The organism is Longimicrobium sp. (assembly GCF_036388275.1).
Lineage (GTDB): Bacteria > Gemmatimonadota > Gemmatimonadetes > Longimicrobiales > Longimicrobiaceae > Longimicrobium.
In genome coordinates, this window is the sequence record NZ_DASVSF010000021.1 from 67,422 (window position 1) to 89,103 (window position 21,682).

17 protein-coding genes are annotated in these 21,682 nt (G+C 70.2%); 8 read left to right on the forward strand and 9 right to left on the reverse strand.

Annotated features, from left to right (window positions below; all coding sequences use genetic code 11):
• Positions 1-68 precede the first annotated feature (68 nt).
• The 5 genes from VF632_RS05935 to fabF all read left to right on the forward strand — a co-directional run bounded on the left by VF632_RS05935 (position 69) and on the right by fabF (position 4,016).
• Positions 69-683, forward strand: a complete 615-nt coding sequence (locus VF632_RS05935; RefSeq protein WP_331021941.1) for a CoA pyrophosphatase — start codon at positions 69-71, stop codon at positions 681-683.
• Between the two features lie 69 nt (positions 684-752).
• A complete protein-coding gene (locus VF632_RS05940; protein WP_331021942.1) occupies positions 753-950 on the forward strand; it encodes a hypothetical protein in 198 nt (65 codons plus the stop codon).
• 32 nt (positions 951-982) lie between these two features.
• A complete protein-coding gene (locus tag VF632_RS05945) occupies positions 983-2,056 on the forward strand; it encodes a M42 family metallopeptidase (RefSeq protein ID WP_331021943.1) in 1,074 nt (357 codons plus the stop codon).
• 113 nt (positions 2,057-2,169) lie between these two features.
• Positions 2,170-2,643, forward strand: coding sequence for a type II toxin-antitoxin system RatA family toxin (locus VF632_RS05950; protein ID WP_331021944.1), 474 nt, complete (start codon positions 2,170-2,172; stop codon positions 2,641-2,643).
• Positions 2,644-2,756: 113 nt separating this feature from the next.
• Positions 2,757-4,016, forward strand: a complete 1,260-nt coding sequence (fabF, locus tag VF632_RS05955) for a beta-ketoacyl-ACP synthase II (RefSeq protein WP_331021945.1) — start codon at positions 2,757-2,759, stop codon at positions 4,014-4,016.
• A 435-nt stretch (positions 4,017-4,451) separates the two neighbouring features.
• Here fabF and VF632_RS05960 read toward each other — a convergent pair whose 3' ends face one another.
• The 4 genes from VF632_RS05960 to mutS form a co-directional block, all read right to left on the reverse strand.
• Positions 4,452-7,688 carry a TonB-dependent receptor gene (locus VF632_RS05960; RefSeq protein ID WP_331021946.1) on the reverse strand — a complete coding sequence of 1,079 codons (3,237 nt, stop codon included), beginning with the start codon at positions 7,686-7,688 and terminating at the stop codon, positions 4,452-4,454.
• Between the two features lie 247 nt (positions 7,689-7,935).
• Positions 7,936-9,357 (reverse strand): pyridoxal-phosphate dependent enzyme, encoded by a 1,422-nt coding sequence (locus VF632_RS05965; protein ID WP_331021947.1) that lies wholly within the window; start codon positions 9,355-9,357, stop codon positions 7,936-7,938.
• Positions 9,354-9,737: an energy transducer TonB gene (locus VF632_RS05970; RefSeq protein WP_331021948.1), complete on the reverse strand. Its 384-nt coding sequence runs from the start codon at positions 9,735-9,737 to the stop codon at positions 9,354-9,356. The genes VF632_RS05965 and VF632_RS05970 overlap by 4 nt, the downstream gene beginning before the upstream one ends.
• 149 nt (positions 9,738-9,886) lie before the next feature.
• On the reverse strand, positions 9,887-12,469 hold the full coding sequence (gene mutS, locus VF632_RS05975) for a DNA mismatch repair protein MutS (RefSeq protein WP_331021949.1): 2,583 nt from the start codon (positions 12,467-12,469) through the stop codon (positions 9,887-9,889).
• 229 nt (positions 12,470-12,698) lie between these two features.
• Between mutS and VF632_RS05980 the strand changes: the two genes are divergently transcribed.
• From VF632_RS05980 to VF632_RS05990, 3 genes are all read left to right on the forward strand, one after another.
• Positions 12,699-13,235 carry a nuclear transport factor 2 family protein gene (locus VF632_RS05980; RefSeq protein ID WP_331021950.1) on the forward strand — a complete coding sequence of 179 codons (537 nt, stop codon included), beginning with the start codon at positions 12,699-12,701 and terminating at the stop codon, positions 13,233-13,235.
• Positions 13,236-13,329: 94 nt separating this feature from the next.
• On the forward strand, positions 13,330-13,782 hold the full coding sequence (locus VF632_RS05985) for a PTS sugar transporter subunit IIA (protein ID WP_331021951.1): 453 nt from the start codon (positions 13,330-13,332) through the stop codon (positions 13,780-13,782).
• Positions 13,783-13,798: 16 nt separating this feature from the next.
• Positions 13,799-14,158, forward strand: a complete 360-nt coding sequence (locus VF632_RS05990) for a C4-type zinc ribbon domain-containing protein (RefSeq protein WP_331021952.1) — start codon at positions 13,799-13,801, stop codon at positions 14,156-14,158.
• Positions 14,159-14,601: 443 nt separating this feature from the next.
• Here the strand turns inward: VF632_RS05990 and VF632_RS05995 are convergent, their stop codons facing one another.
• The 5 genes from VF632_RS05995 to VF632_RS06015 form a co-directional block, all read right to left on the reverse strand.
• Positions 14,602-15,225, reverse strand: coding sequence for an HNH endonuclease (locus tag VF632_RS05995; protein ID WP_331021953.1), 624 nt, complete (start codon positions 15,223-15,225; stop codon positions 14,602-14,604).
• 370 nt (positions 15,226-15,595) lie between these two features.
• Positions 15,596-18,070: a primosomal protein N' gene (priA, locus tag VF632_RS06000; protein ID WP_331021954.1), complete on the reverse strand. Its 2,475-nt coding sequence runs from the start codon at positions 18,068-18,070 to the stop codon at positions 15,596-15,598.
• A 1-nt stretch (position 18,071) separates the two neighbouring features.
• Positions 18,072-19,103 (reverse strand): dipeptide epimerase, encoded by a 1,032-nt coding sequence (locus tag VF632_RS06005; protein ID WP_331021955.1) that lies wholly within the window; start codon positions 19,101-19,103, stop codon positions 18,072-18,074.
• A gap of 690 nt (positions 19,104-19,793) precedes the next feature.
• On the reverse strand, positions 19,794-20,453 hold the full coding sequence (locus VF632_RS06010) for a GvpL/GvpF family gas vesicle protein (protein ID WP_331021956.1): 660 nt from the start codon (positions 20,451-20,453) through the stop codon (positions 19,794-19,796).
• A complete protein-coding gene (locus VF632_RS06015; protein WP_331021957.1) occupies positions 20,453-21,676 on the reverse strand; it encodes a Xaa-Pro peptidase family protein in 1,224 nt (407 codons plus the stop codon). Before VF632_RS06015 ends, VF632_RS06010 begins: the two co-directional genes overlap by 1 nt.
• Positions 21,677-21,682: the final 6 nt, after the last annotated feature.

Sequence of the window (21,682 nt, forward strand, 5' to 3'; positions counted from 1 at the left end):
GAACGCGATGTGATAACCTCTCCGCGCGGCGGGGGCAAGCGGTCTCCGGCGCTGCTGCCGACGCGCCGATGGAATCACAGGACACGACTCACGTTCCCCATCCGCCGGAATTCACGGCCGTCGCGCGCGCCCTCGCGGCGCGCCCGCCGTGGGAGCCGATGCCCGAGCTGGCGGTTCCGCGGGCCGCGGTGGCGCTGCTGCTGCGCCTGGGCCGCGAGGGGCTGGAGCTGCTGCTGATCCGCCGCGCCGAGCGCGCGGGAGACCCGTGGTCCGGGCACGTGGCGCTGCCCGGGGGCCGGGAGCAGCCGGAAGACGCCGCGCCGGAAGACACGGCGGCGCGCGAAACCCGCGAAGAGGTGGGGATCGACGTGCACGCGGGCGGGCGGCTGCTGGGCGCGCTGGAGCCCGTGTGGCCCCGCTCCGCGCGGGCGCCGAACATCCTGGTGCGCCCCTTCGTGTTCGCCGTGCCCGCCGGCACCCGGGCGGTGCCCAACGAAGAGGTCGACGCGGCGGTGTGGATTCCACTCGCCGAGCTGCGGGCCCCGGGCGCCGTCACCGAGCACCTGCTGGAGATGGAGGGGATCGGGGCGATGCGGTTTCCGGCGCTGGGCACCCGCGGCTACGTGGTCTGGGGGCTCACCCACCGCATCGTTTCGGAGTTCCTGGCGCTGCCCCTGGACTGACCGGCGGCGCGCCCGCACGAGAGATGCAGTGGAACGCGCGGTCCGAGGAAAGCTGACGAGAAACGATCGATGCCGCACGAAGCCGTTACGCTGAAGCTGACCACCCGCCAGGCCCAGGCGCTGCGGGCGCTGGCGGAGCTGGAAGACCTTCCGCCCGAGGTGTACGCGGCCGAGGTGCTGGCCAAGCACCTGTACCACGCCTACACCCCCGACGTGGCCCGGCGCGCGGCCGCGCCGGGCGGGGCGCCCGGCGGGGACACGCCCTGACCGACACCGGATTTTCATCCCAGAGCACGTCCATGGAAGATACCTCGTTCGAGTTCCTGAAGCGCCTGCTCGACGCCCCCGGCCCGTCGGGCTTCGAAACCGCCGCCGCGCGCGTCTGGCGCGCCGAGGCCGAGGCGTTCGCGCAGGGCGTCACCATCGACGTCGCCGGAAACTCGTACGCCACCATCGGCCGGGAGGGCGGCCCGCGCATCATGCTGGCGGGGCACGTCGACGAGATCGGCCTGATGGTGACGCACGTGGACGAAGAAGGCTTCCTGTACGTGGACGGCATCGGCGGGTGGGACCCGCAGGTGCTGGTGGGCCAGCGGATCCGCTTCCTCACGCGGAAGGGCGACGTGGTGGGCGTGGTGGGCAAGAAGCCCATCCACCTGATCAAGCCCGAGGAAAAGGAAAAGGCCGTCAAGCTCAGCGACCTGTGGGTGGACGTGGGCGCGCGCGACCGCGACGGCGCGGTGGCCCGCGGCATCCGCGTGGGCGACCCCGGCGTGGTGGACGCGGGGCTGATCGAGTTGGGCGACGGCCTGATCGCCAGCCGCGCGGTGGACAACCGCATCGGCGCGTACGTGGTGCTGGAGGTGCTCCGCGCCCTCTCTACCGGCGAGGCCGACCAGGCCGAGGTGACGGCGGTGGCCACGGCGCAGGAGGAGATCGGCTACCACGGTGGCGGGGCGCGCACCTCGGCGTACAAGCTGGACCCGCAGATCGCCATCGTGGTGGACCTCACCTTCTCGACGGACGCGCCGGGGGTGGAAAAGAAGCAGGTGGGCGAGCACAAGCTGGGGAGCGGTCCCGTGCTGTCGCGCGGCTCGGCCATCCATCCCATCGTCTTCGAGCGGCTGGCCACTCTGGCCGAGGAAGAGGGCATCCCCTACACCATCCAGGGCAGCCCGCGGATGACCTCCACCGACGCCGACGCCATCTACCTGCAGCGCGCCGGCGTGCCCACGGCGGTCGTCTCGATCCCCAATCGGTACATGCACTCGCCGAACGAGGTGGTAGACCTGGCGGACGTGGACGCGACGATCCGCCTGATCACGGCGTTCTGCCGGTCGGTCACGGCCGAGGACGACTTCATTCCACGGTGAACTGAAGTACCAAGTGCCTGGTACCAAGTGCCTGGGGAGTGTACCCGGTACTTGGTACTTGGTACTTGGTACTTGGTACTTGGCCCTTTCCCACACCGCCCCTAGCCCCTGCGATGTACACCGTCGACGAAATCCTCATCCGCGCGCCCGTGGACGCGTGCTTCCGCGCGGGCGCGGACGTGGAGCGGTGGCCGGAGTGGCTGCCGCACTACCGCTACGTGCGCTTCCAGCGGCGGGACGGCTTCGGCACGGGACGCGTGGAGATGGCCGCGCGCCGCGGGTTCGGGCCCCTGCCCTGGCCCGTGTGGTGGGTGTCGGAGATGCACCTGGATGCCGAGCGGCCGGCCGTGGTCTACCGCCACGTGGACGGCATCACCACCGGCATGGACGTGGAGTGGACGTTCCATCCCCAGCCGGACGGCCGCACGCTGGTGCGCATCGTCCACGGGTGGAAGCAGGGGCCGCGCTGGCCCCTTCCCTCCCCGGCGCGCCGGGCGGTGGCCGACGCGGTGATCGGGCCCGTCTTCATCCACCACGTGGCCTCGCGCACGCTGGCCGGGATCAAGCGGCACCTGGAAGGCGGCTGAGGCGCACCTCGCGGCGGCTGCGGGGTACAGGGGGCGCAAGTCCCTGCGTAATACGGCGCGGGAGCGGCGGATGCCTTCTCCCGCGTCTTTGTTTTTCACCCGACCTGCGGTTCATGAGCGAGTCCAGCCACAGCGGCGCGCGCCGTGTCGTCATCACCGGCATCGGCGCCATCACCCCCATCGGCAGCGGCGTCGAGGGGTTCTGGGACGGGCTGCGAAAGCGGGAAAGCGCCGTCCGCAAGATCGACCGCTTCGACCCGTCGCCCTTCCGCTCGCACATCGCCGCCCAGGTGAACGACTTCGAGCCGACGGACTACATGGACCGCAACCGCGCGCGCCGCACCGAGCGGTACGCGCAGTTCTCGCTGGCGGCGTCGCGCCAGGCCATCGAGGACGCCGCCCTGGATCCCGGCTCGGAAGACCCGGACCGCGTGGGCGTGCTGATGGGAAGCGCGCTGGGCGGCGTGGCGTACGGGGAGAACCAGTTCACCGGCTACGTCCACAAGGGCGTCCGCGGCGTGGACCCCATGCTCGCCCTGGCGGTGTTCAACGGCGCCGCCTCGTGCAACGTGGCCATCGAGTTCGGCTTCACGGGCATCAACTCCACGAACGGGATGAGCTGCGCCTCGGGCGCCATCGCCATCGGCGACGGGTGGCGCGCCATCCGCGCCGGCGAGGCCGACGTGGTGATCGCCGGCGGCGTCGAGGCCCCGCTGGCCCCGCTCTGCTACGGCGCCTTCGCCATCATCCGCGCCATGTCTACCCGCAACGACGACCCGTCGCGCGCCTCGCGCCCCTTCGACGCCGACCGCGACGGCTTCGTGATGGGCGAGGGCGCCGCCGTCCTGGTGCTGGAGGAGCTGGAGCACGCCCGCGCGCGGGGCGCCCGCATCTACGCCGAAGTGCGGGGATACGGCACCAGCAACGACGCGCACCACATGACGGCGCCGCGGCCCGACGGCAGCCAGGCGGCGCGGGCCATGCGCGCGGCGCTGCGCACGGGCGGGCTGCAGCCGGGGGACGTGGACGTGATCAACGCGCACGGCTCGTCCACCCCGCTGAACGACAGCACCGAGTCGCGGGTGATCCGCGACGTCTTCGGCGAGCACGCAGACGGGCTGAAGGTCAGCGGCACCAAGGGCTATCACGCCCACTGCCTGGGCGCCACCGGCGCGCTGGAAGCCGCCATCTCGGCGCTCTCCATCCAGCGCGGCTGGGTGCCGCCGACGCTGAACCTGGAGCGCGCGGGCGACGAGTGCGACCTGGCGTACGTCACCGGCGAGGGCGCCACGATGCCCGTGCGCACGGTGGTCTCCAACTCCTTCGGCTTCGGCGGCATCAACGCGGCCCTGGCCTTCGGCGCGGTGGACTGAGCCCGCGGCACCGATCGATGCGAACAGCCCGCGGCCGGTGACGGCCGCGGGCTGTTCTGCGTTCGCTCGGGCCTCTGGATGACAGATGGCCGTTGCGGGTCCCGAATGGAGAGCGGCGGGCTCGCTACAGCAAAGGCGCGCCACAAGCGATAACAAACACCGCGGCAGGCAGTCCACGAAGGTGGACATCGTGTGGTTGTTGCAGCGAATTTATTCGCCCGGGGAGGCCTTGGGCCGCTCCTCAGGCGGGACCAGAACCGAGGCTCAGGGTTCCGTGTCGCTGCCGCGCCCGAGCGAAGTGGCTCCCGCGGCAAGATCCCACGGCCCTGCATGGTATGCACTGCGGGCTGTTCTGCGCTCGGGAGCGAGGTGGAGACGAACGAAAGCGGGGCGGCCGAAGCCGCCCCGCTTTTCCTCGTCCTGATCCCGTTCGGCTTAGAAGCTGTAGCGGCCCGAAAGCTGGATCTGGTAGTTCGAACTCAGCGACTCCGTCAGGAACTGCTGGAACGTGGGGTTGAACTGCACCACCGGAACCGCCGTGCGGATGTCGGCGCTCGACTGGGCCACGTGGGTCAGCAGGTTGGCCGTCGACTGGCCCGAGGCGCTGCGCTGAATGCCCCAGTCCTCGTTGAGCAGGTTCAGGAAGTTGAACACGTCCACCTGCACGGAGAAGTTCTGGCGACCGAACGTGGGCACCGCCTGGCGCAGCGAAACGTCGACGGAGTTTCTCCAGCCGTTGCGGCAGGTGTTGCGCTTCAGGATCTGGCCGCGCTGCTCGCTCAGGCAGTTCGACTCCTTGATGAACTGCTCGAACGCCTCCGCCTGCTGGGTGGGGGTGTAGGTGATGTTGTTCGACGTCAGCGTCTGGAACCGGATCTCGTTCGGGTCCAGCGCGTTCAGCGGCACGTACAGCGGGTCGTTGCCGTTGAACCCGTCGGCGTTCAGGTCGCCGCGGGTGGAGCTGCTGGCACCGTACACGTAGGTGAACGGATCGCCCGAGGTGCCGCTGTAGATCACCGACAGCGACGTGGGGAAACGGTCCCACGGCAGGTTGTACACGCCCGACAGCGAGATCCGGTGCGGCTGGTCGAACGCCGAGATGCTCACCGACCGGTCGGTGTGCGGCCCGCTGAGCACGCGGCCGAAGCGGTACTGCGACTGGGCCGTGCTGCTGGTGGCCGAGATCACGTCGCGAGCCCGCGTGTGCGTGTAGAAGGCACGCATCTCCAGCCCGCCCTGGAAGCGGCGCTGCAGGCCGGCCGTCAGGTTGTACGCCCAGTCGTTGGACTGGTTCATCACGTCGACCACCTGCGTGAACCGCTCCGACACGCGCGACGCCGTTGCGTTGCCGTTCGCGGCGATGGTGCCGAACATCGTCCGCCCGTTGCGGTCGGTGATCGGCGCGCCGCTGGCGTCAACCAGCCCGCCGGGGCTCTTCAGGTTGATGTCCTGGTAGAAGAACTGCTCCGAAGCCCGCGTGTAGAGGCCCTCGAGCGAGGCGATGAAGCCACCGGGAAGCTCGTGGTCGAACGCCAGCGAGGCACGGAGCGTCGCCGGGAAGCGGAGGTCGTCGTCCACCAGGTTCACCTGGCCGATGATGCCGCTGGCCAGCCCCTGCCCGTTGCCGCAGGCCGTGGGCTGCGTGGCGGGGTCCGGGCTGAACTTCGGCGCCGTGCGCCCGGCGGTGCCGTTGCAGGTGAGCAGGGCGATGCCGGTGCCGTTGTTCTGGAAGGCGTTGCCCAGCAGCACGAACGCCGGGCGTCCCACGAACACGCCCACGCCGCCGCGAAGCTGCGTGCGGCTGTCGCCGGTCACGTCCCAGTTGAAGCCCACGCGCGGCGACAGCTGCAGGTTGCCCGAGGGCACCTGGTCGGTGCGGCGGCCGAACACCGAGTCCACGACAGCCGTGAACAGTGGCCGGTCGTCGATCACCGGGCGGTCGCCGCGGATGCCGAAGGTCAGCGACAGGCGCTCGCTGGGCTCGAACTGGTCCTGCACCCAGAAGCTCAGCTGCGACGCGTCGAACATCGCGTGCGGCAGCGAGGCCGTGGGGTCGCGCGGGTTGGCCGCCAGCGTGAAGCTGTTCGGGTTGCCCGCCGCGAACGCCGCCAGGCTCGGGAACTCGTAGGTGCCGAACGAGTTCTGGGCGAAGAAGTTGTCGATGTGGTAGAACTCGCTCTTGAAGCCGAAGTCCAGCCGGTGCGCGCCGCGCTGCCAGCTCAGGTTGTTCGTGATCTCGAAGATGTCCTGGTCCAGCGTGTTGCCCTGCGAGCTCGCCTCACCACCGGCGCGCAGGTCCTGCGTGCCCATGTCGACGGTGATCTGCGGCGCGCGGACGTTGGGCGTGCGCGAGTCGCGGATGGTGTTCAGGCCGACGATCAGCTCGTTGTACAGGTCGGGCGTAAAGTTGGTGAACAGCTGGCCCACGGTCGAGTTGCTCGTCGACTCGAAGAAGTAGCCGTTGCTCGACAGGTTGAAGACGCTCGACGAGCGGCTGAAGTTGTCGTCCTCGGCGCGAACGTAGTTGTGGCGCAGCACCATCCGGCTGTTCAGCTCCGGCAGCTGCAGGTCCAGCCGGCCGAACAAGTTGCCCAGCGGGTTGGTGTTGTTCACCTGCCCCGTGCTGCCGGGCTCGATGCCGTAGCCGTTCAGGATGGTGGTGAACGAGTCCAGCTGGGCCGAGCTGATCAGCACCTTGGGGTTGGCCGAGGTGTCCTGCCCGAAGAAGGGGCCGGAAGCGGGCACCGTGCGGTCCTGCCACTCGGGATTCACGAAGAAGTGAAGCCGGTCGCGGATGATGGGGCCGCCCAGGGAGAAGCCGTACTGCGTCTGCTCGTACTTCTGGATGTAGTCCTGCTCGCGCGCCAGGCCCTCGTTGCGCGTGTAGTAGTACGCGGAGCCGGTCAGGTCGTTGGTGCCGCTCTTGGTCACCGCGTTCACCAGCAGGCCGGCGAAGTTGCCCTGCCGCACGTCGAAGGGCGACAGCAGGATCTGGTACTCCTTCACCGACTCCACCGAGATGGACTTGCCGCCCGCCTGGCCGCCCGGCTGGCCGGTGGTGCCCAGGCCGAAGAGGTCGTTGGCGCTGGCGCCGTCGATCTGGATGTTGTTGAACCGGTTGTTCACGCCGCCGCCCGACAGGCCGGGGCCGCTGCTGGACACCTGGGGCGCCAGCCGCACGAAGTCGGTGAAGTTGCGGTTCAGCGTGGGAAGCCGCTGGATGGCCGTGTCGGAGATGGCCGTCTGCAGCCCCTTGTTGGTGGGCGACAGCACCGGGTTGCGCTGCGCCTGCACCGTGATGCCTTCCAGCACCAGGGCCTGCGTGGCCAGCTCGAAGTCTACCCGCAGGTCCTGCCCCAGGGCCACCTGAAGGCCGCCGCGCTGCTGCGGCGCCCGCCCGATGGCGGTGATGCTCACCGTGTACGGCCCGCCGATGGGAAGGGCCGGCACGCGGTAGCGTCCGTCTTCGCGCGTGACCACCGTGCGCACCAGGCCGGTGGACTGGTTGCGGATGGTGATCTGAGCTCCCGCGATCCCCTCGGCCTCGGCCGAGGTGACGCGGCCGCTGATGGCACCGGCGACGGCTCCCTGCGCGTGGGCACCGCCCGGTAGCGCAAGGGCCAGCACCAGCGCGCACAGCAGGAGGCTTGCCGCCCTCCAGCAGTGTTTCATGTGGTATATCCCCAGGATGAATGTGCGTGACTGCCCCGCCGCTCCGGCCGGGACCGCATGAGCTTACCGAACTTCGGGTGCGGCGGGCAGACCCGAATTGTAACAGCATCGGAACAAACGTCAATGTTCACGAATGCCGCCGCCGCCGGCCCAAGGCCGGGAAACACATTGTTCCCCGGCGGAACCTCCGCGCGGGGAACCCCCGGCGCCGCCGACCTCCGGCCGCGCCCCGTCCAAACCGCCTCGCCTACCGCCCCGCCGTCATGTACCGCAGCACGTCGTGGCGGGTGATGATCCCCTCCAGCCGCCCGTTGCGGCGCACCAGCACCGCGGGGTTCTGGCGCGACAGCAGCCGCGCCACCCCCGGCAGGTCCACGTGCGCGTCCACCACCGGCAGCGGCGGGTCCATCAGGTGCTGCACCGACTTGTCGAGAAGGGTCATGTCCTCCAGCACGCGGGCCATCAGCGTGGTCTCGGCCAGGTGGCCCACGCAGTCGCCCTCGGCCACCACGGGAAGCTGCGACACGTCGTGCTGCGTGATCAGCCCCAGCGCCTGCCGCACCGGGGTCTCCGGCGCCACCGAGACGATCTCCCGGGGCGCCCCGTCACTCTTGCCGGCCACCATGTCGGCCGCGCGGACGCGGGCCGGCTCCAGCAGCTGGTTTTCGCGCATCCACTCGTCGTTGAACACCTTCGACAGGTAGCGCTCGCCCGTGTCGCAGAGCAGGCACACCACCAGCGCCTCCGGGTCGTCGATCTCGCGCGCCAGCTCCAGCGCCAGGTGGGCGATCAGCCCGGTGCTGCCGCCCACGAACAGCCCCTCCTCGCGGGTCAGCCGCCGGGCCATCGTCATCGCCGAACGGTCGTCCACCGAGCGCCACTCGTCGACGATGGACATGTCGAGCGTTCCCGGGATCTTGTCCTGCCCGATCCCTTCCACCTTGTACGGCGCCGACTCGGGCTTGACGCCCGTTTCCCAGTAGCCGCGGATGATGGAGCCCACGGGATCGCCGCCGACGATGCGGACCTCCGGGTTCTTTTCCTTGAGGTAGCGCCCCACGCCGGTGATGGTGCCGCCGGTGCCCGCAGCCGAAACGAAGTGCGTCACCCGCCCCTCGCTCTGCTCCCAGATCTCCGGCCCGGTGGTCCGGTAGTGCGCCGCGGGGTTGGCCTGGTTGTAGAACTGGTTGGCCAGGATGGCGTTGGGCGTTTCCTCGGCGATGCGCTTGGCCATCATGACGTAGTTGTCGGGATGGTCGGGCGCCACGGCCGTGGGGGTGACGATCACCTCCGCGCCAAAGGCCTTGAGCAGCCTCACCTTTTCCTGGCTCATCTTGTCCGGGATGGTGAAGATGCAGCGGTAGCCCTTGATGGCCGCGGCCAGCGCCAGCCCCACGCCGGTGTTGCCGCTGGTGCCCTCGACCACGGTGCCGCCGGGGCGCAGCGTCCCCGCCGCCTCCGCCGCCTCGATGATGGCCGGCCCGATGCGGTCCTTGACGCTGCCGCCGGGGTTCATGAACTCGGCCTTGCCGTACACGGGCGTGCGGATGCCCTCGGCCACGCGGTTCAGGCGGATCAGCGGCGTCCACCCGATGGTCTCGAGCACGGTGCCGTACGGCCGCGCGTGGCGCGGGCGCGAAAAGGCGAGGTCCAGCACAGACGTGGTCATGGTGTCGCTGCGTCGGGGGCGGCGGTGGCCGCGGAATCGGAAGGCTCGATCTGGAACTCCACCGGCAGCACCACCCAGCGGGCCACGGGGGCGCCGCCGCGCGTGGCGGGGGCGAAGCGAAGCTCGCGGGTCCCGGCTACGGCGGCCGAGTCGAAGCCCTTGTGGCCGCTGGTGGTGTCGACCTTCACCGAATCGACCGTGCCCTGCTCGCTCACGCGGATGCTGAGCACCGTCTTGCCCTGCACCCCCGCGTCCCAGAGTTCTTCGGGATACTGGAAGGGGGGCGGCGTCAGCTGGCGGGGCGCCGTCTCGACGACGGGCTCGCGCTCGCAGGCGGCGAGCGCCGCGGCGGCCAGCAGGACGGCGGAAAGGCGGTTCATCGGCGCGGGGGCAGGGGCGTCCGGCGGGCGGCGCGGGGGCGGTGGAAGCCTCCGAAAGCACGCCACGGCGTCCCCGCCGCTGGTCCCGGGGGAACGCCGTTTCTCCGTCTCAAAATGGCTGATCGGGCGGCCCGGCGCAACCCGCCGCGTCAGCCCTTTGCCTGCTTCACCAGGTCGGCCAGGAGGACGAGCGCCTGCATGGGGGTGACGGCGTTGGGGTCGATCTGGCGCAGCCGCTCCACCGCCGGGTGAGGCAGGCCGCCGCCGTCGAACAGGCCGAGTTGAAGGTTGGGGTCGGGCGCGCCGCCTCGCGCCTGCGCGGCCGACTGCTCCTCCAGCTCGTGCAGGATCTGCCGCGCCCGGTCCACCACGCTTTCGGGAAGGCCGGCCAGCCGCGCCACCTCCACCCCGTAGGAGCGGTCCGCGCCGCCGGGGACGAGGCGGCGGAGGAAGACGATGTCCTCGCCCACCTCGCGCACCGCCACGCTGAAGTTCACCACGCCGGCCAGGCGCTCGTCCAGGCGCGTCAACTCGTGGTAGTGGGTGGCGAAGATGGTCTTGGCGCCCACCTGGTCGTGAAGGTGCTCCGTGGTCGCCGTGGCGACGGAAAGACCGTCCCAGGTGCTTGTCCCCCGGCCGATCTCGTCCAGCAGCACCAGCGACCGCGGGGTGGCGCCATGGAGGATGGCCGCCGTCTCGTTCATCTCCACCATGAAGGTCGACTGGCCGCGGACCAGGTTGTCCGAGGCGCCCACGCGGGTGAAGATGCGGTCCACCACGCCCACGTGCGCCGCCCGCGCGGGGACGAACGAGCCCACCTGGGCCAGGAGCACGATCAGCCCCACCTGGCGCAGCGTGGTGGACTTGCCCGCCATGTTGGGGCCGGTGAGGATCATCACCCGAGCGGCTTCGTCCAGCTTCACGTCGTTGGGGATGAAGTCTTCGCGCGGCATCATGGTCTCGACGACGGGATGGCGCCCGCCGCGGATCTCCAGCGCGAATCCCCCATCGACGGCGGGCCGCACGAAGTCGCGGACGACGGCCACCTCCGCCAGTGCCGCGAGGACGTCCAGCGCCGCCACATGGTCCGCCACGCGCTGGATGCGCGGCACCTCGGCGGCGACCGCCTCGCGCAATTCCGCGAACAGCCGCTGCTCCAGCGAGCCGATGCGCTCCTCGGCGCCGAGGACCTTCTCCTCCCACTCCTTGAGCTCGGCCGTGTAGTAGCGCTCGGCGTTGGCCAGCGTCTGCTTGCGATGGTAGTCCGCCGGCACGCGGTCGGATTGCAGCCGGGTGACCTCCAGGTAGTACCCGAAGACGCGGTTGAAGCCCACCTTCAGCGAGCCGATGCCCGTGCGCTCGCGCTCCGTGGCCTGCAGCCGGGCGATCCAGTCCACGGCGCCGTCGCGGATGGAGCGAAGCTCGTCGAGGTCGGCGTGGTGCCCGGCGCGGATCACCCCGCCCTCGCCCAGGGAGACGGGGGCCTCGGGGTCCACCGCGGCGTCGATGGCCCCGCGGATGTCGTCCATGGCCTCAAGCCCATCCCGCAGGACGGCCACCATGCTGGCCCGCGCGGGCGCGAGCGCCTCGATCAGCGGGGGAACGCGGGAAAGCGAGGCCGAGAGCGCCAGCATCTCGCGAGGGGTCGCCCGGCCGGCGCCCACCTTCACGGCCAGCCGCTCCAGGTCCTTTACGCCACCGAGCGCATCCCGCACCGCGCGCCGCATCCCGTCGTCGTCGAACAGCTCCCCAACGGCGTCCAGGCGCGCCTGCACGTGGTCTGGCTTCAGGAGTGGGGCCAGGAGCCAGCGGCGCAGCAGGCGGCTGCCCATGGGCGTGCAGGCCTCGTCCAGCACCTTGAGCAGCGTGCCGTCCGTCCCGGTGCCGCGCAGGGTTTCGACCAGCTCCAGGTTGCGGCGCGTCATCTCGTCCAGCACCATGGCGGTGCCGGGGCGTTCCACGCGCGGGGGACGGAGTCCGGCGAACCCGGCGGGCTGCACCTCGCCCAGGTACGACACGAGGGCGCCGCACGCCGCCGCCAGCCACTGGTCGCCGCTCTCGAAGCCGTATCCCGCCAGGTTGGCGACGCGAAAGTGGCGGGTCAGCTCCTCGGCGGCGCCGCGGGGGTCGAACAGCCAATCGCCGCGGTAGGTGAGCGTGGCCTTCCCCGCTCCGGGGAGGGGAAACAGCTCCCAGGTACGCGGCAGCAGCAGCTCGGCGGGCTGATGGATGCCCAGGACGTCGGGGAGCTCGTCCCAGTCCACCCGCCGCACGGTCAGCTCGCCCGTCGTCAGATCGGCCAGGGCGAGGCCCACGTCGCCCTCGCCTGCCGCGTCGCCGGCGACCGCGGCCAGGTAGTTGTTGCGCCGCGAATCCAGCAAGGCGTCGCTGAACACGGCGCCCGGCGTCACCATTTCCGTCACGGCACGGCGCACCAGCCCCTTGGCGAGGGCGGGGTCTTCCACCTGGTCGCAAATGGCCACGCGCTTGCCGAAGCCCACGAGGCGACGCAGGTAGTTTTCCAGCGCGTGCACGGGAATTCCGGCCAGCGGGGCCTTGCTGCTGCCGTTGTTGCGCGAGGTGAGCGTCAGGCCCAGGAGCTTGGAACCCTCGACGGCGTCCTCGTTGAAGAGCTCGTAGAAGTCGCCGACGCGAAAGAAGATCAGCGCGTCCGGGTGGCGCGCCTTGACCTCGCGCCACTGCTGCATCAGCGGTGTATCGTCGGACGCCATCTCTGGGGATGCCGATGGAAAGAGCGGGCGCGTGCGGCCCGTGAAACCACGCCGAGAAGGCTGAAAATGTACGCATGGAGCGCAGGCCCGGCAACAGGATGCTTTCCGCCACCGCGCGTACAAGAAAGGGCGGCGAACCCTTGCCCCGGGCGGCTCCCTCCGGCATCATCACGCCCCGGCACCAAACGTTTCTCCGCCACGACGCTGGCCCCCCTCAACCGAATCCACCATGCGCAGACCCGCTCTTCTCCTCGGCCTGGCCCTGGTACTGGGCACGCTGGCCGCGTGCAGCGCCGGCCCCGCGCCGCGCACCACCCTTGCGGCGGCGCCCGATTCGGCCGGCGCGGCGGCGGCGGCGCGTGGGTTCCTGGCGGCGTTCGACTCCTTGAACTGGGAACCGTTCCGGGCCTACCTGGCGGACGACATCACGATGTTCTTTCCGTTTCCCGACGCACCCGCCCGGCACGACGGGCGGGACGCCGTGGAGGCGCGCTTCCGCCCGTTCTTCGAGCAGGGGCGTGTGCGCCTGCGGGAGAGCGGGCGCACGCGGCAGGGGCTGGCGCCCAGGGACATGCACGTGCAGATGCTGGGCGCCGACGCGGCGGCCGTGAGCTTTCACCTGGGTGGAGAACGGCCGGCGCGCCGCTCTCTGGTGTTCCGCCGCACCGCTGACGGTGCGTGGAAGCTGGCCCATTGGCACGCATCGCCGCCCCCCGCCCAGCCGGCCCCGGCTCCGGCCCCGTCCGGCGCTTCCCCATCGCCATAAACCGTGTTTTTGACACGCCCCGAGGCCGGGCTTACATTGCCGGGTCTTTTGGACGCCGACACACGGAACAGCTTTGCCCAACGGGATTTGACATATGGAACTTCGTGAGTTCTTCACGGAAGACGCGATCAACCTGGACCTGCAGGGCTCGTCCAAGGACGAGATCCTGAAGGAGCTGATCGGTCTTCTGGGGCTGGACGAAAAGGCGCAGGGAATCCTTTTCAAGATGCTGAAGCGGCGCGAGAACCTGGGCTCCACCGGCATCGGCAAGGGGATCGCCATCCCGCACTGCCGCTCGCTGGTGGTCAACCGGCTTCGCGTGGCCTTCGGCCGCAGGAACGAGGGGGTGGACTTCAAGGCCATCGACGACAGCCCGGTGCAGTACTTCTTTCTGATCGTGGCGCCGCCGCTGGAGGTTTCCAACCAGTACCTTCCGGTGCTGGGCAAGATCGCCGGCTTCGTGAAGGAGGCCGACGTGCCGGGCCGGCTTTCGGAGGTGCAGACGCCCAGGGAGTTCCTGGCGCTGCTCGAGGAAAAGGCCGCCTGACCAACGACAAGGGACCATGCATCCTCACCTGGAAGTCCTGCTGGAGATTCAGGACCTCAAGACGCAGCGCCGCGAGCTGGAGCAGGCCGGCGCCGATCGCGAGGTCCAGGAATCGGTCTTCGGCCTGAGCGCCGACGAGGCCGTCCGCCAGATCGAGCTGAAGATCGACGAGATGGTGGATTCGCTGCCGCCCCCGGTGCGCAGCCGCTACACGCGGATGAGCGCCAAGCACCCCCGCACGGTGGTGCCGGTGATCCGCGGCACGTGCTACGGCTGCTTCGTGCAGGTGCCGACGGCCCTGGCCTCGGACGCCGACCGCAACGAAGAGATCCGCTCCTGCCAGAGCTGCGGCCGCTTCCTGTACCTGATCGACTGATCGGAGTCCGGATCGGACCGAGCGAACGAAAGCCCCTCTCCAGGCGACTGGAGGGGGGCTTTTGTTCGCGCCGTTACTCAGGGCAAAAGCGGGTGAACCCGCCGTTGGGAAGTGGGGATGCTGGTGTTGAAGTGCTTCGACGTGAGCCGGCGCATGCCGCGGCCGCCCCCCTCTCCCGGCCTCTCCCCCATAAACCCCATGGGGGAGAGGAGAATTCGAGTGCGCTCCGGCTGGCCCCCGCGCGCTCGACTGGCTCCCTTCCCCCGCGCAGTTTGCGGGGGAAGGGCTGGGGATGGGGGGCGGCCGAGGCATGCGCCAGACCCAGCCCCGATTCGACGAAGTTCTTCCGCGACACTCGGAATAACGAACGCCCGCCCCGGCGTGGGCCGGAGCGGGCATCATCCCAAAAAGAAGGCGGGCCGGTCAGCTTCGACGGGCCCGCCTTACGACACCAGCGCCAGGTGGCGCACGGGTTCGTGCTCCGCGGCGGGGCCTTTCGGCTCGTGCTCGTCGTCGGCGTGGCGGATGAGGGCGTCGAGCACCTCGTCACCGTAGAACATGCCAATGTACTTCGCCTGCACGCGGGTCACCCGGCGCACCGCCCACACCAGCTCCACGTAGTTGGGCTCGGAGGGCGTCTGCATCAGGTGCATTCCGCACTCTTCCGGCAGGTGGCTGGCCTTGCGGTTGTTGCAGCCCGAGCAGGCCGTGGCCACGTTGTCCCACGTGTTCAGCCCGCCGCGCGAAAGCGGCAGCACGTGGTCGCGCGTAAGGAACTCGCGCCCGCGAAGCTGCGTCTTCGTGCGCCCGCAGTACATGCAGCGGTAGCCGTCGCGCGCGAACAGGAAGGTGTTGGTCACCTGGCGGCGGAACTTGCGCGGCACGTGCACGAACCGCTTCAGCCGGATGACGAGGGGCGCCGCGACGCGCTCCTTGGCCGAACGGTAGATGCGCCGGTCGTCCGCCTCGAGCACTTCGGCCTTGCGATCGAACACCAGCCTGAGGGCTCGTTCAACCGGCAGAATGGTCAGCGGTTCGTACGATGCGTTCAGTGCCAGACACCCCATGGGCTCGCCCCTCCTTTCGGCGAATTAGACGGTTTCCTGTTCTGCGGTCGGCGATCGGCTGGATGGTGGATGATCAAGGATCGTGCGACGAAAACAAGCAGGCGTCCGGGGCGTGCAGGCCGGGCTCACTCACGAGCCCCCGCACGTCCTTGCCCCGCCCTCCGCACGACATCCCTCCGGAAGTTGGCCGCACGATCCAGTGCGCCCACTCTAATGATTGCCACGGGTGGGGCATTCGTCAAGGCGGAGTACCACATGTTGTGGAAGCCGCCATCGTGCACACGAATCGCATCGGATGAGCCATGTTCCGCACCCATCCTCCGTAACCCGAAGAGCCTCAAATAGTTGCGGGACGCGACGCAAATCCCCGTTACAGCAGCGCGACGGGATCGCGGTCCAATGCGATGCGAAGGTCGGCCTTGTTGGCGGGAATCCGGTACTTCTCGTAGAAATAGCGCCCGACCTGTCCCAGCACCTTGGCATTGGGCGAGCGCAGGATGAAGTGCCAGCGCCAGCGGGTGCGGATGCGGTCGATGGGGCACGGCGCCGGGCCCACTAGCACGACGTCCGCCACCTTGCGCGCGGTGAGCAGCCCCGACATCCAGTCGGCGGCGGCGACGGCGGCTTCCTGCGTGAGCTGTTCGTCTACCCCGCTGACGACGACGTTGATCAGCCGCGAGAACGGCGGATAGGCGGGGTCGCGGCGGGTGTCGAACTCCTTTTCGGCGAAGCCGACGAAGTCGTGCTCCGTGGCGGAAATGATGGCGTAGTGGTTGGGCAGCGCCGTCTGGATGAAGACGTCGCCCCCCTTGGGCCCACGCCCGGCGCGCCCCGCCACCTGCGTCAGCAGCTGGAACGTGCGCTCGGTGGCGCGAAAGTCGGGAAGGTTGATCCCCGTGTCGGCGTTGATCACCCCCACCAGGGTGACGTTGGGAAAGTCGAGCCCCTTGGCGATCATCTGCGTGCCCAACAGGATGTCGACCTCGCCCCGCTCCACCCGCCCCAGGATGTCGTGGTGCGCCCACTTTCCGCCGGTGGTGTCCACGTCCATCCGCGCGATGCGGGCGGAGGGGAAGGCCTCCTCGACGGCGCGCTCCACCTGCTCCGTCCCCACGCCCTTGAAGCTCAGCTCGTCCGACCCGCACGAGGGGCAGTGCTTGGGCGCGGGCTCTTCGTGAAGACAGTAGTGGCAGGTCAGCCGGTGGCGCTTGCGGTGGTACGTCAGCGACACGTTGCAGTGCGGGCAGTGCCACACCAGCCCGCACTCGCGGCACTGCACGAAGGTGGCGTACCCGCGCCGGTTGAGCAGCAGGATGGTCTGCTCCTGCTTGCGGATGCGCTCGCGGACGGCCTCGGCCAGCACGTCGGAAACGACCACGGGTGACGGCTCCTGGAGGGGGCCCGTGGTCTTCTTGATCTTTTCTCGCTCCTTGCGCAGGTCGACGATGCGGATGGGCGGCAGCGGCTGCCCGCCGACCCGGTGGGGAAGCTCCAGCAGCGTGTACTTGCCTGCCTTCGCGTTCGCCCAGCTTTCCAGCGCCGGCGTGGCCGAGCCCAGCAGGCAGACCGCGCCCTCGATGGCTGCCCGGACGACGGCCACCTCCCGGGCGTGGTAGCGCGGCGCCTCGCCCTGCTTGTACGAGCCCTCGTGCTCCTCGTCGACGATGATGGCGCCCACGTTTTCCATGGGCGCGAACACGGCGGAGCGGGCGCCCACGACGATCCGCTTTTCCCCCGAGTGCAGCGAGCGCCACTCGTCGTACCGCTCGCCGTCGGAAAGGGCGGAGTGGAGCACGGCCACGCGGTCGCCGAACACGGCCTTGAAGCGCCCCACGGTCTGCGGCGTCAGGGCGATCTCGGGCACCAGGACGATCGCGGTCTTCCCCTGCCGGTCCACCACCTCGCGCAGCAGCTCGATGTAGACGAGCGTCTTGCCCGATCCCGTCACCCCGCGCAGCAGGAACGTCCCGGGCGTGGCGGTTCGGGACGCGTGCTGCAGGTGCACGATCACACCGGCCTGCGCTTCCGTCGGCCTCAGCCGCGGGGCGACGCCGTCCGGGATCTGCGCGTAGGGGTCGCGGGAGACCTCCTCCTCCTCCACCGCGAGCAGCTCCTTCTTCACCAGATGCCGGACGATCTCGGTGGTGAATCCCAGCTGGCCGGTCAGGTGGGCCGCCTCCACCCGGCCGCCCAGCCCTTCGATCACCTCGTACGCCTCGCGCTGGCGCTTCGCCCGGCCGAACGCCTCCTCCCGCGCCAGCAGCGTCGGCAGCACGCGGGCGATCGCCAGCATCCGGCGGGTGCGGACGGGCGGCTGCTCGCGGGGGGCCTCGGTTTCTACGCGGAGGATTCCCTGCTCCTCCAGCCGCCGGATGATGGGCCAGGACGCACGCTCGCCCAGCTCGCGGCGAACGCGGGCGACGGGCTGCGGCCCCTCGCGCCCGCGGAGGAAGTCGACCAGCTTCGCCTCGTGCTGCGTCAGCCCCTCGTCGCCGGGGTCGCTGGCCAGGACGATGAAGTCGGTGGACGAGTCCGCCAGGCCGGCGGGGAGCGCGGTGCGGAGCACCTGGCCCAGGGGCGCCAGGTAGTACTCGGCGATCCACCGGCTCAGGCGCAGGACGGTGGGCGTGGCGGACGGTGTCGTGTCGAGGACGGCGGTGACCGGCTTGATCCGGTCCGCGCGCTGCGGCTCGTCAGCCACGCGGTCGATCCAGCCGATCTTTTCCTTGTTGGCGAACGGCACCAGCACGCGCGCGCCCGGCCGCGCGGCATCGCGCAACTCGGGCGGAACCGCGTACGTGAACGTGCGCGGAAGGGGAAGCGGCAGGGCGACTTCGACGAACAACTTAGCGCGTGACTCCCAGTCCCGGCTCGGTGTTGAATCGCAGCGTTCCGTCCGCCTCCAGCCCCGGGCCGCGGAACGGGTCCGATGCGAGGAGCGCGGCTCCATCCAGGTCCGCGTAGTCCACCAGCGGCGTGAGTTGGATGGCGGCGGCGATGCCCAGCGTCGATTCGACCATGCAGCCGAGCATCACGCTCATCCCGTGCGCCCGCGCCGCGTGGACGATGCGGATGGCCTCGCGCAGGCTGCCGCACTTGGACAGCTTGATGTTCACCCCGTCCACCACGCCCGCCAGCTTCGCCACATCCGCCGCGGTCTCCACCGACTCGTCGGCGATGATGGGGAGCGGCGAGTTCTCGCGCACCAGCTTCAGGCCGGCCAAGTCGTGCGCGGGGAGCGGCTGCTCCACGAACTCCACGCCGAACTCCTGCAGCATGGGCATGGCGGAGATGGTCTGCTTGGCCGTCCAGCCGGTGTTGGCGTCCACGCGGATCACCGCAGCCGGGGCCTCTTCGCGGATCATCGCCAGGATCTCGCGGTCGTGCGGCGTGCCCACCTTGATCTTGAGGATGGGATAGCCCGCCGCCTCGCGCACCTTGGCCCGCATGACGGCCAGCTCGTCGATGCCGATGGTGAACGACGACTTCGGCGCGGCGGCGGGGTTCAGCCCCCACAGCTTCCACACGGGCACGTCCAGCTTCTTGCCGACCAGGTCGTGCAGCGCGCACGAGATGGCGACGCGGGCCGAGCCGTGGTGCGCCAGCGCGTGGTGAAGTACCTCGTCCACCGTTTCCAGCGCGAACGGGTCGCCGCCGGAGGCGGATTGAAGCGCGTCGGCCAGGCGGGGGAGGACGGCGAGCACCGTGTCCGCCGTCTCGCCGTAGAACGGCTGGGGCGACGCCTCGCCCCAGCCTTCGATGCCGTCCTCGTCGCGGATGCGCACCCAGACGAGCCGGCGCGAGGGTGGCGCCTTTTCGCGCGCGATGTTGAACGCGTGCTTCGTGTTCAGCTCGACGATCTCGAAGTCCAGCTTCATTCGGCTCTCGGTCGTGTGGTGGTTCCCCCCCCCGGCCCCTCCCCCGCAAACCGCGCGGGAGAGGGGAGAACGTCGTGCCGGATGAGGCTGGCTGCCGGTGCATGCCGCGGTGGGCCCCTCCCCTTGCCCCTCCCCCGGCAAACTGCGCCGGGAGAGGGGAGAACTTCGCGCGGGGTTCGACGGGCTGCCGGTGCATGCCGCGGAGCCCCCTCTCCCCGGCCCTCTCCCCCGCTTCGCAGGGGAAAGGGAGAATTCGATTGCGCTTCGGCTGGGTCCGCGCACTCGACTGGCTCCCTTCCCCCGCGCAGTTTGCGGGGGAAGGGTTGGGGATGGGGGGCGCCAGCCCGAGCGCCGGGCCTGCCTGCCCACATCCACATCCGAAGTGTACCCCCTCTCCCACGCTGTTTGTGGGAGAGGGTGGACGCGTGTCAGCGCGGACGGGTGAGGGCCCCACGGCAGCCGAGGCCTCGGGTTTCGTGACCGCTGCCGCGCCCGACCTTGTACGTGTCCGCGGCTAGATCCTTCGGCCCGCGAAGTGTCTGCCACGGGCGCGTGCAGTGCGCCTGGGCCTCAGGATGACAGGCTCATCGGCGGGTCCGCTGTCCAGTTCGTGATCCCGCAGATTCCCGCAGATTCCCGCAGATTCCCGCAGATTCCCGCAGATTCCCGCAGATTCCCGCACTCACGCACTCACGCACTCGTCGTCACCGCGTGCATGTGCACGAAGTCGTACGCGGGCCAGGGGCCGGTCAGGTCCAGGGCCAGCGCGCCGTTCAGGTGGCCGAGCACCTCGGCGCGGTCCTGGAAGGCGACCGACGCCGACCGCTCCACCAGGAACGCCGCGCTGAGCACACCGCCCGCGGCCGGCGCCAGCGTCATCGCCCCGGCCGAGATGCGGCGCAGCTCGGCGTAAATGTGCGTGGACAGGTCCAGCGCCATCTGCCGCGCCAGCCCCTGCTCCGTCACGCCCACGTGAAGGCGAAACTCCCACCGGCCCGCCACCCGGTCCAGCGCGCCGTGCAGCGCCGCGTGCGACTCGGCCAGGAACGCCCGTACGTCGTCGGCCGAGTCGAACACGATGCCCACCGGCGCCGGAGCCACGTCGCCGCGCAGCAGTGCCCGGTGCACCTCCCAGTGCCGGGCCGTCACGTGCTCCGGTGCCGCGTCCGCTCCGGGCGCGGGCGCCGGGGCCACCAGCGCGGCCAGGTCGCCTTCCCCCACCAGCTCCGATCCGAACGCGGGGTCCGCCGGCTCCCACGCGCCTTCCTCCGCCGGCGCCGGGACCACGGCCAGCAGGGTGAGCCCGTGCGCCGGGGCCCGCCGCCGGAGCGGAATGGGATCGGGCGGCATCAGGCGAAGCGCGGATCCGAAAGCAGGGCGTACACCTCGGTCTGCGGCTCGGGCGTGGTGACCTCGGGCCCGTCCGGCCCCATGTACACGTCCACCTCCGAACGGAAGCCGACATCGCCCGGAAGATAGATCCCCGGCTCGACGGAGAACCCGATGCCCGTGATCAGCCGGCGGGTGTCGCGCGATTCCAGGTTGTCGATGTTGGGTCCCGAGCCGTGGAGCTGCCGGTCGATGGAGTGCCCCGTGCGGTGGATGAACGCGTCGCCCCAGCCCCGCTCGACGATCACGTTCCGCGACGCGTCGTCGGCCTCGTAGCCGGCGACCGGCGCGCCCGCGTCCCAGCGGCGGCGGACCAGGTCGATGGCGGCCAGCCGTGCGTCGCGCACGGCGGCGAAGATCTCGGCGATGCGCTCGGGAACCTGCTCGCCCGCGTAGCCCATCCACGTCTGGTCGGCGTAGATGGCCTCCGCGCCCCCTTCCTTGCCGTACAGGTCGATCAGCACCAGGTCGCCGCGCTTGATCTCCGAGTGCTTGTCCGCCGACGGCGCGTAGTGCGGGTTGGCCGCGTTGCCGTTGACGCCCACGATGGAGTCGGCGCCCACGACGATGCCGCGGCGGGCGAACTCGTCGGCGATCCACCGCCGCACCTCCCACTCGGTGATGCGCTTATCGTGGCGGATGGCGTCGGCGATCATGCGGAAGGCGGTGTGCGCCGTCTCGTACACGACCGTCGCGGCGCGGTGGTGGCTGGCCAAACCCTCCGGCGTCCAGCGGGCGTAGAAGGCGCTCACCAGGTCGGCGGAGGTCACCACCTCGGCGCCGGTGGCGCGCACCATCTCGATGACGCCGCCCGGAACGCGGTCCACGTACGGAACGGCGTCGCCCGGGGCGTACTCCATCGCCACGCGGGGATTGCCGGCCAGCAGCTGCGCCAGGCGGCTCTCCAGCTCCCGCCACGACGAGTACGGCCAGTTCTCGCCGATCCACCCCGTCCACGGCTGCTGCTCGATGCGGTGGGTGAGCGCCACGGGCTCGCCTTCGGCCGGGATCCACACGAAGTAGCGCCGGGTCATCGCGGGGAGGCCCAGCAGCTCGCCGGCGATGGGGTTGCTGCCCAGGAAGTTGAAGAGCAGCCAGCCGTCCACCTTCAGGGCGCGCAGCTCTTCGCGCACGCGGTCTACGGTTTCGCGGCTCAGCTGCACGGTTGCTTCGACGACGGCCATCTCGGG

Bases quoted from the DNA above. Each gene is read 5' to 3' on its own strand.
- VF632_RS05940 (WP_331021942.1), top strand. From the start codon at position 753: ATGCCGCACGAAGCCGTTACGCTGAAGCTGACCACCCGCCAGGCCCAG.
- VF632_RS05935 (WP_331021941.1), top strand. From the start codon at position 69: ATGGAATCACAGGACACGACTCACGTTCCCCATCCGCCGGAATTCACG.
- mutS (WP_331021949.1), bottom strand. From the start codon at position 12,469: ATGGCGTCCGACGATACACCGCTGATGCAGCAGTGGCGCGAGGTCAAG.
- VF632_RS05970 (WP_331021948.1), bottom strand. From the start codon at position 9,737: ATGAACCGCCTTTCCGCCGTCCTGCTGGCCGCCGCGGCGCTCGCCGCC.
- VF632_RS05960 (WP_331021946.1), bottom strand. From the start codon at position 7,688: ATGAAACACTGCTGGAGGGCGGCAAGCCTCCTGCTGTGCGCGCTGGTG.
- VF632_RS05985 (WP_331021951.1), top strand. From the start codon at position 13,330: ATGGAACTTCGTGAGTTCTTCACGGAAGACGCGATCAACCTGGACCTG.
- VF632_RS06015 (WP_331021957.1), bottom strand. From the start codon at position 21,676: ATGGCCGTCGTCGAAGCAACCGTGCAGCTGAGCCGCGAAACCGTAGAC.
- VF632_RS06010 (WP_331021956.1), bottom strand. From the start codon at position 20,453: ATGCCGCCCGATCCCATTCCGCTCCGGCGGCGGGCCCCGGCGCACGGG.
- VF632_RS05945 (WP_331021943.1), top strand. From the start codon at position 983: ATGGAAGATACCTCGTTCGAGTTCCTGAAGCGCCTGCTCGACGCCCCC.
- VF632_RS05965 (WP_331021947.1), bottom strand. From the start codon at position 9,357: ATGACCACGTCTGTGCTGGACCTCGCCTTTTCGCGCCCGCGCCACGCG.
- fabF (WP_331021945.1), top strand. From the start codon at position 2,757: ATGAGCGAGTCCAGCCACAGCGGCGCGCGCCGTGTCGTCATCACCGGC.
- VF632_RS05995 (WP_331021953.1), bottom strand. From the start codon at position 15,225: ATGGGGTGTCTGGCACTGAACGCATCGTACGAACCGCTGACCATTCTG.
- VF632_RS06005 (WP_331021955.1), bottom strand. From the start codon at position 19,103: ATGAAGCTGGACTTCGAGATCGTCGAGCTGAACACGAAGCACGCGTTC.
- VF632_RS05990 (WP_331021952.1), top strand. From the start codon at position 13,799: ATGCATCCTCACCTGGAAGTCCTGCTGGAGATTCAGGACCTCAAGACG.
- VF632_RS05980 (WP_331021950.1), top strand. From the start codon at position 12,699: ATGCGCAGACCCGCTCTTCTCCTCGGCCTGGCCCTGGTACTGGGCACG.
- VF632_RS05950 (WP_331021944.1), top strand. From the start codon at position 2,170: ATGTACACCGTCGACGAAATCCTCATCCGCGCGCCCGTGGACGCGTGC.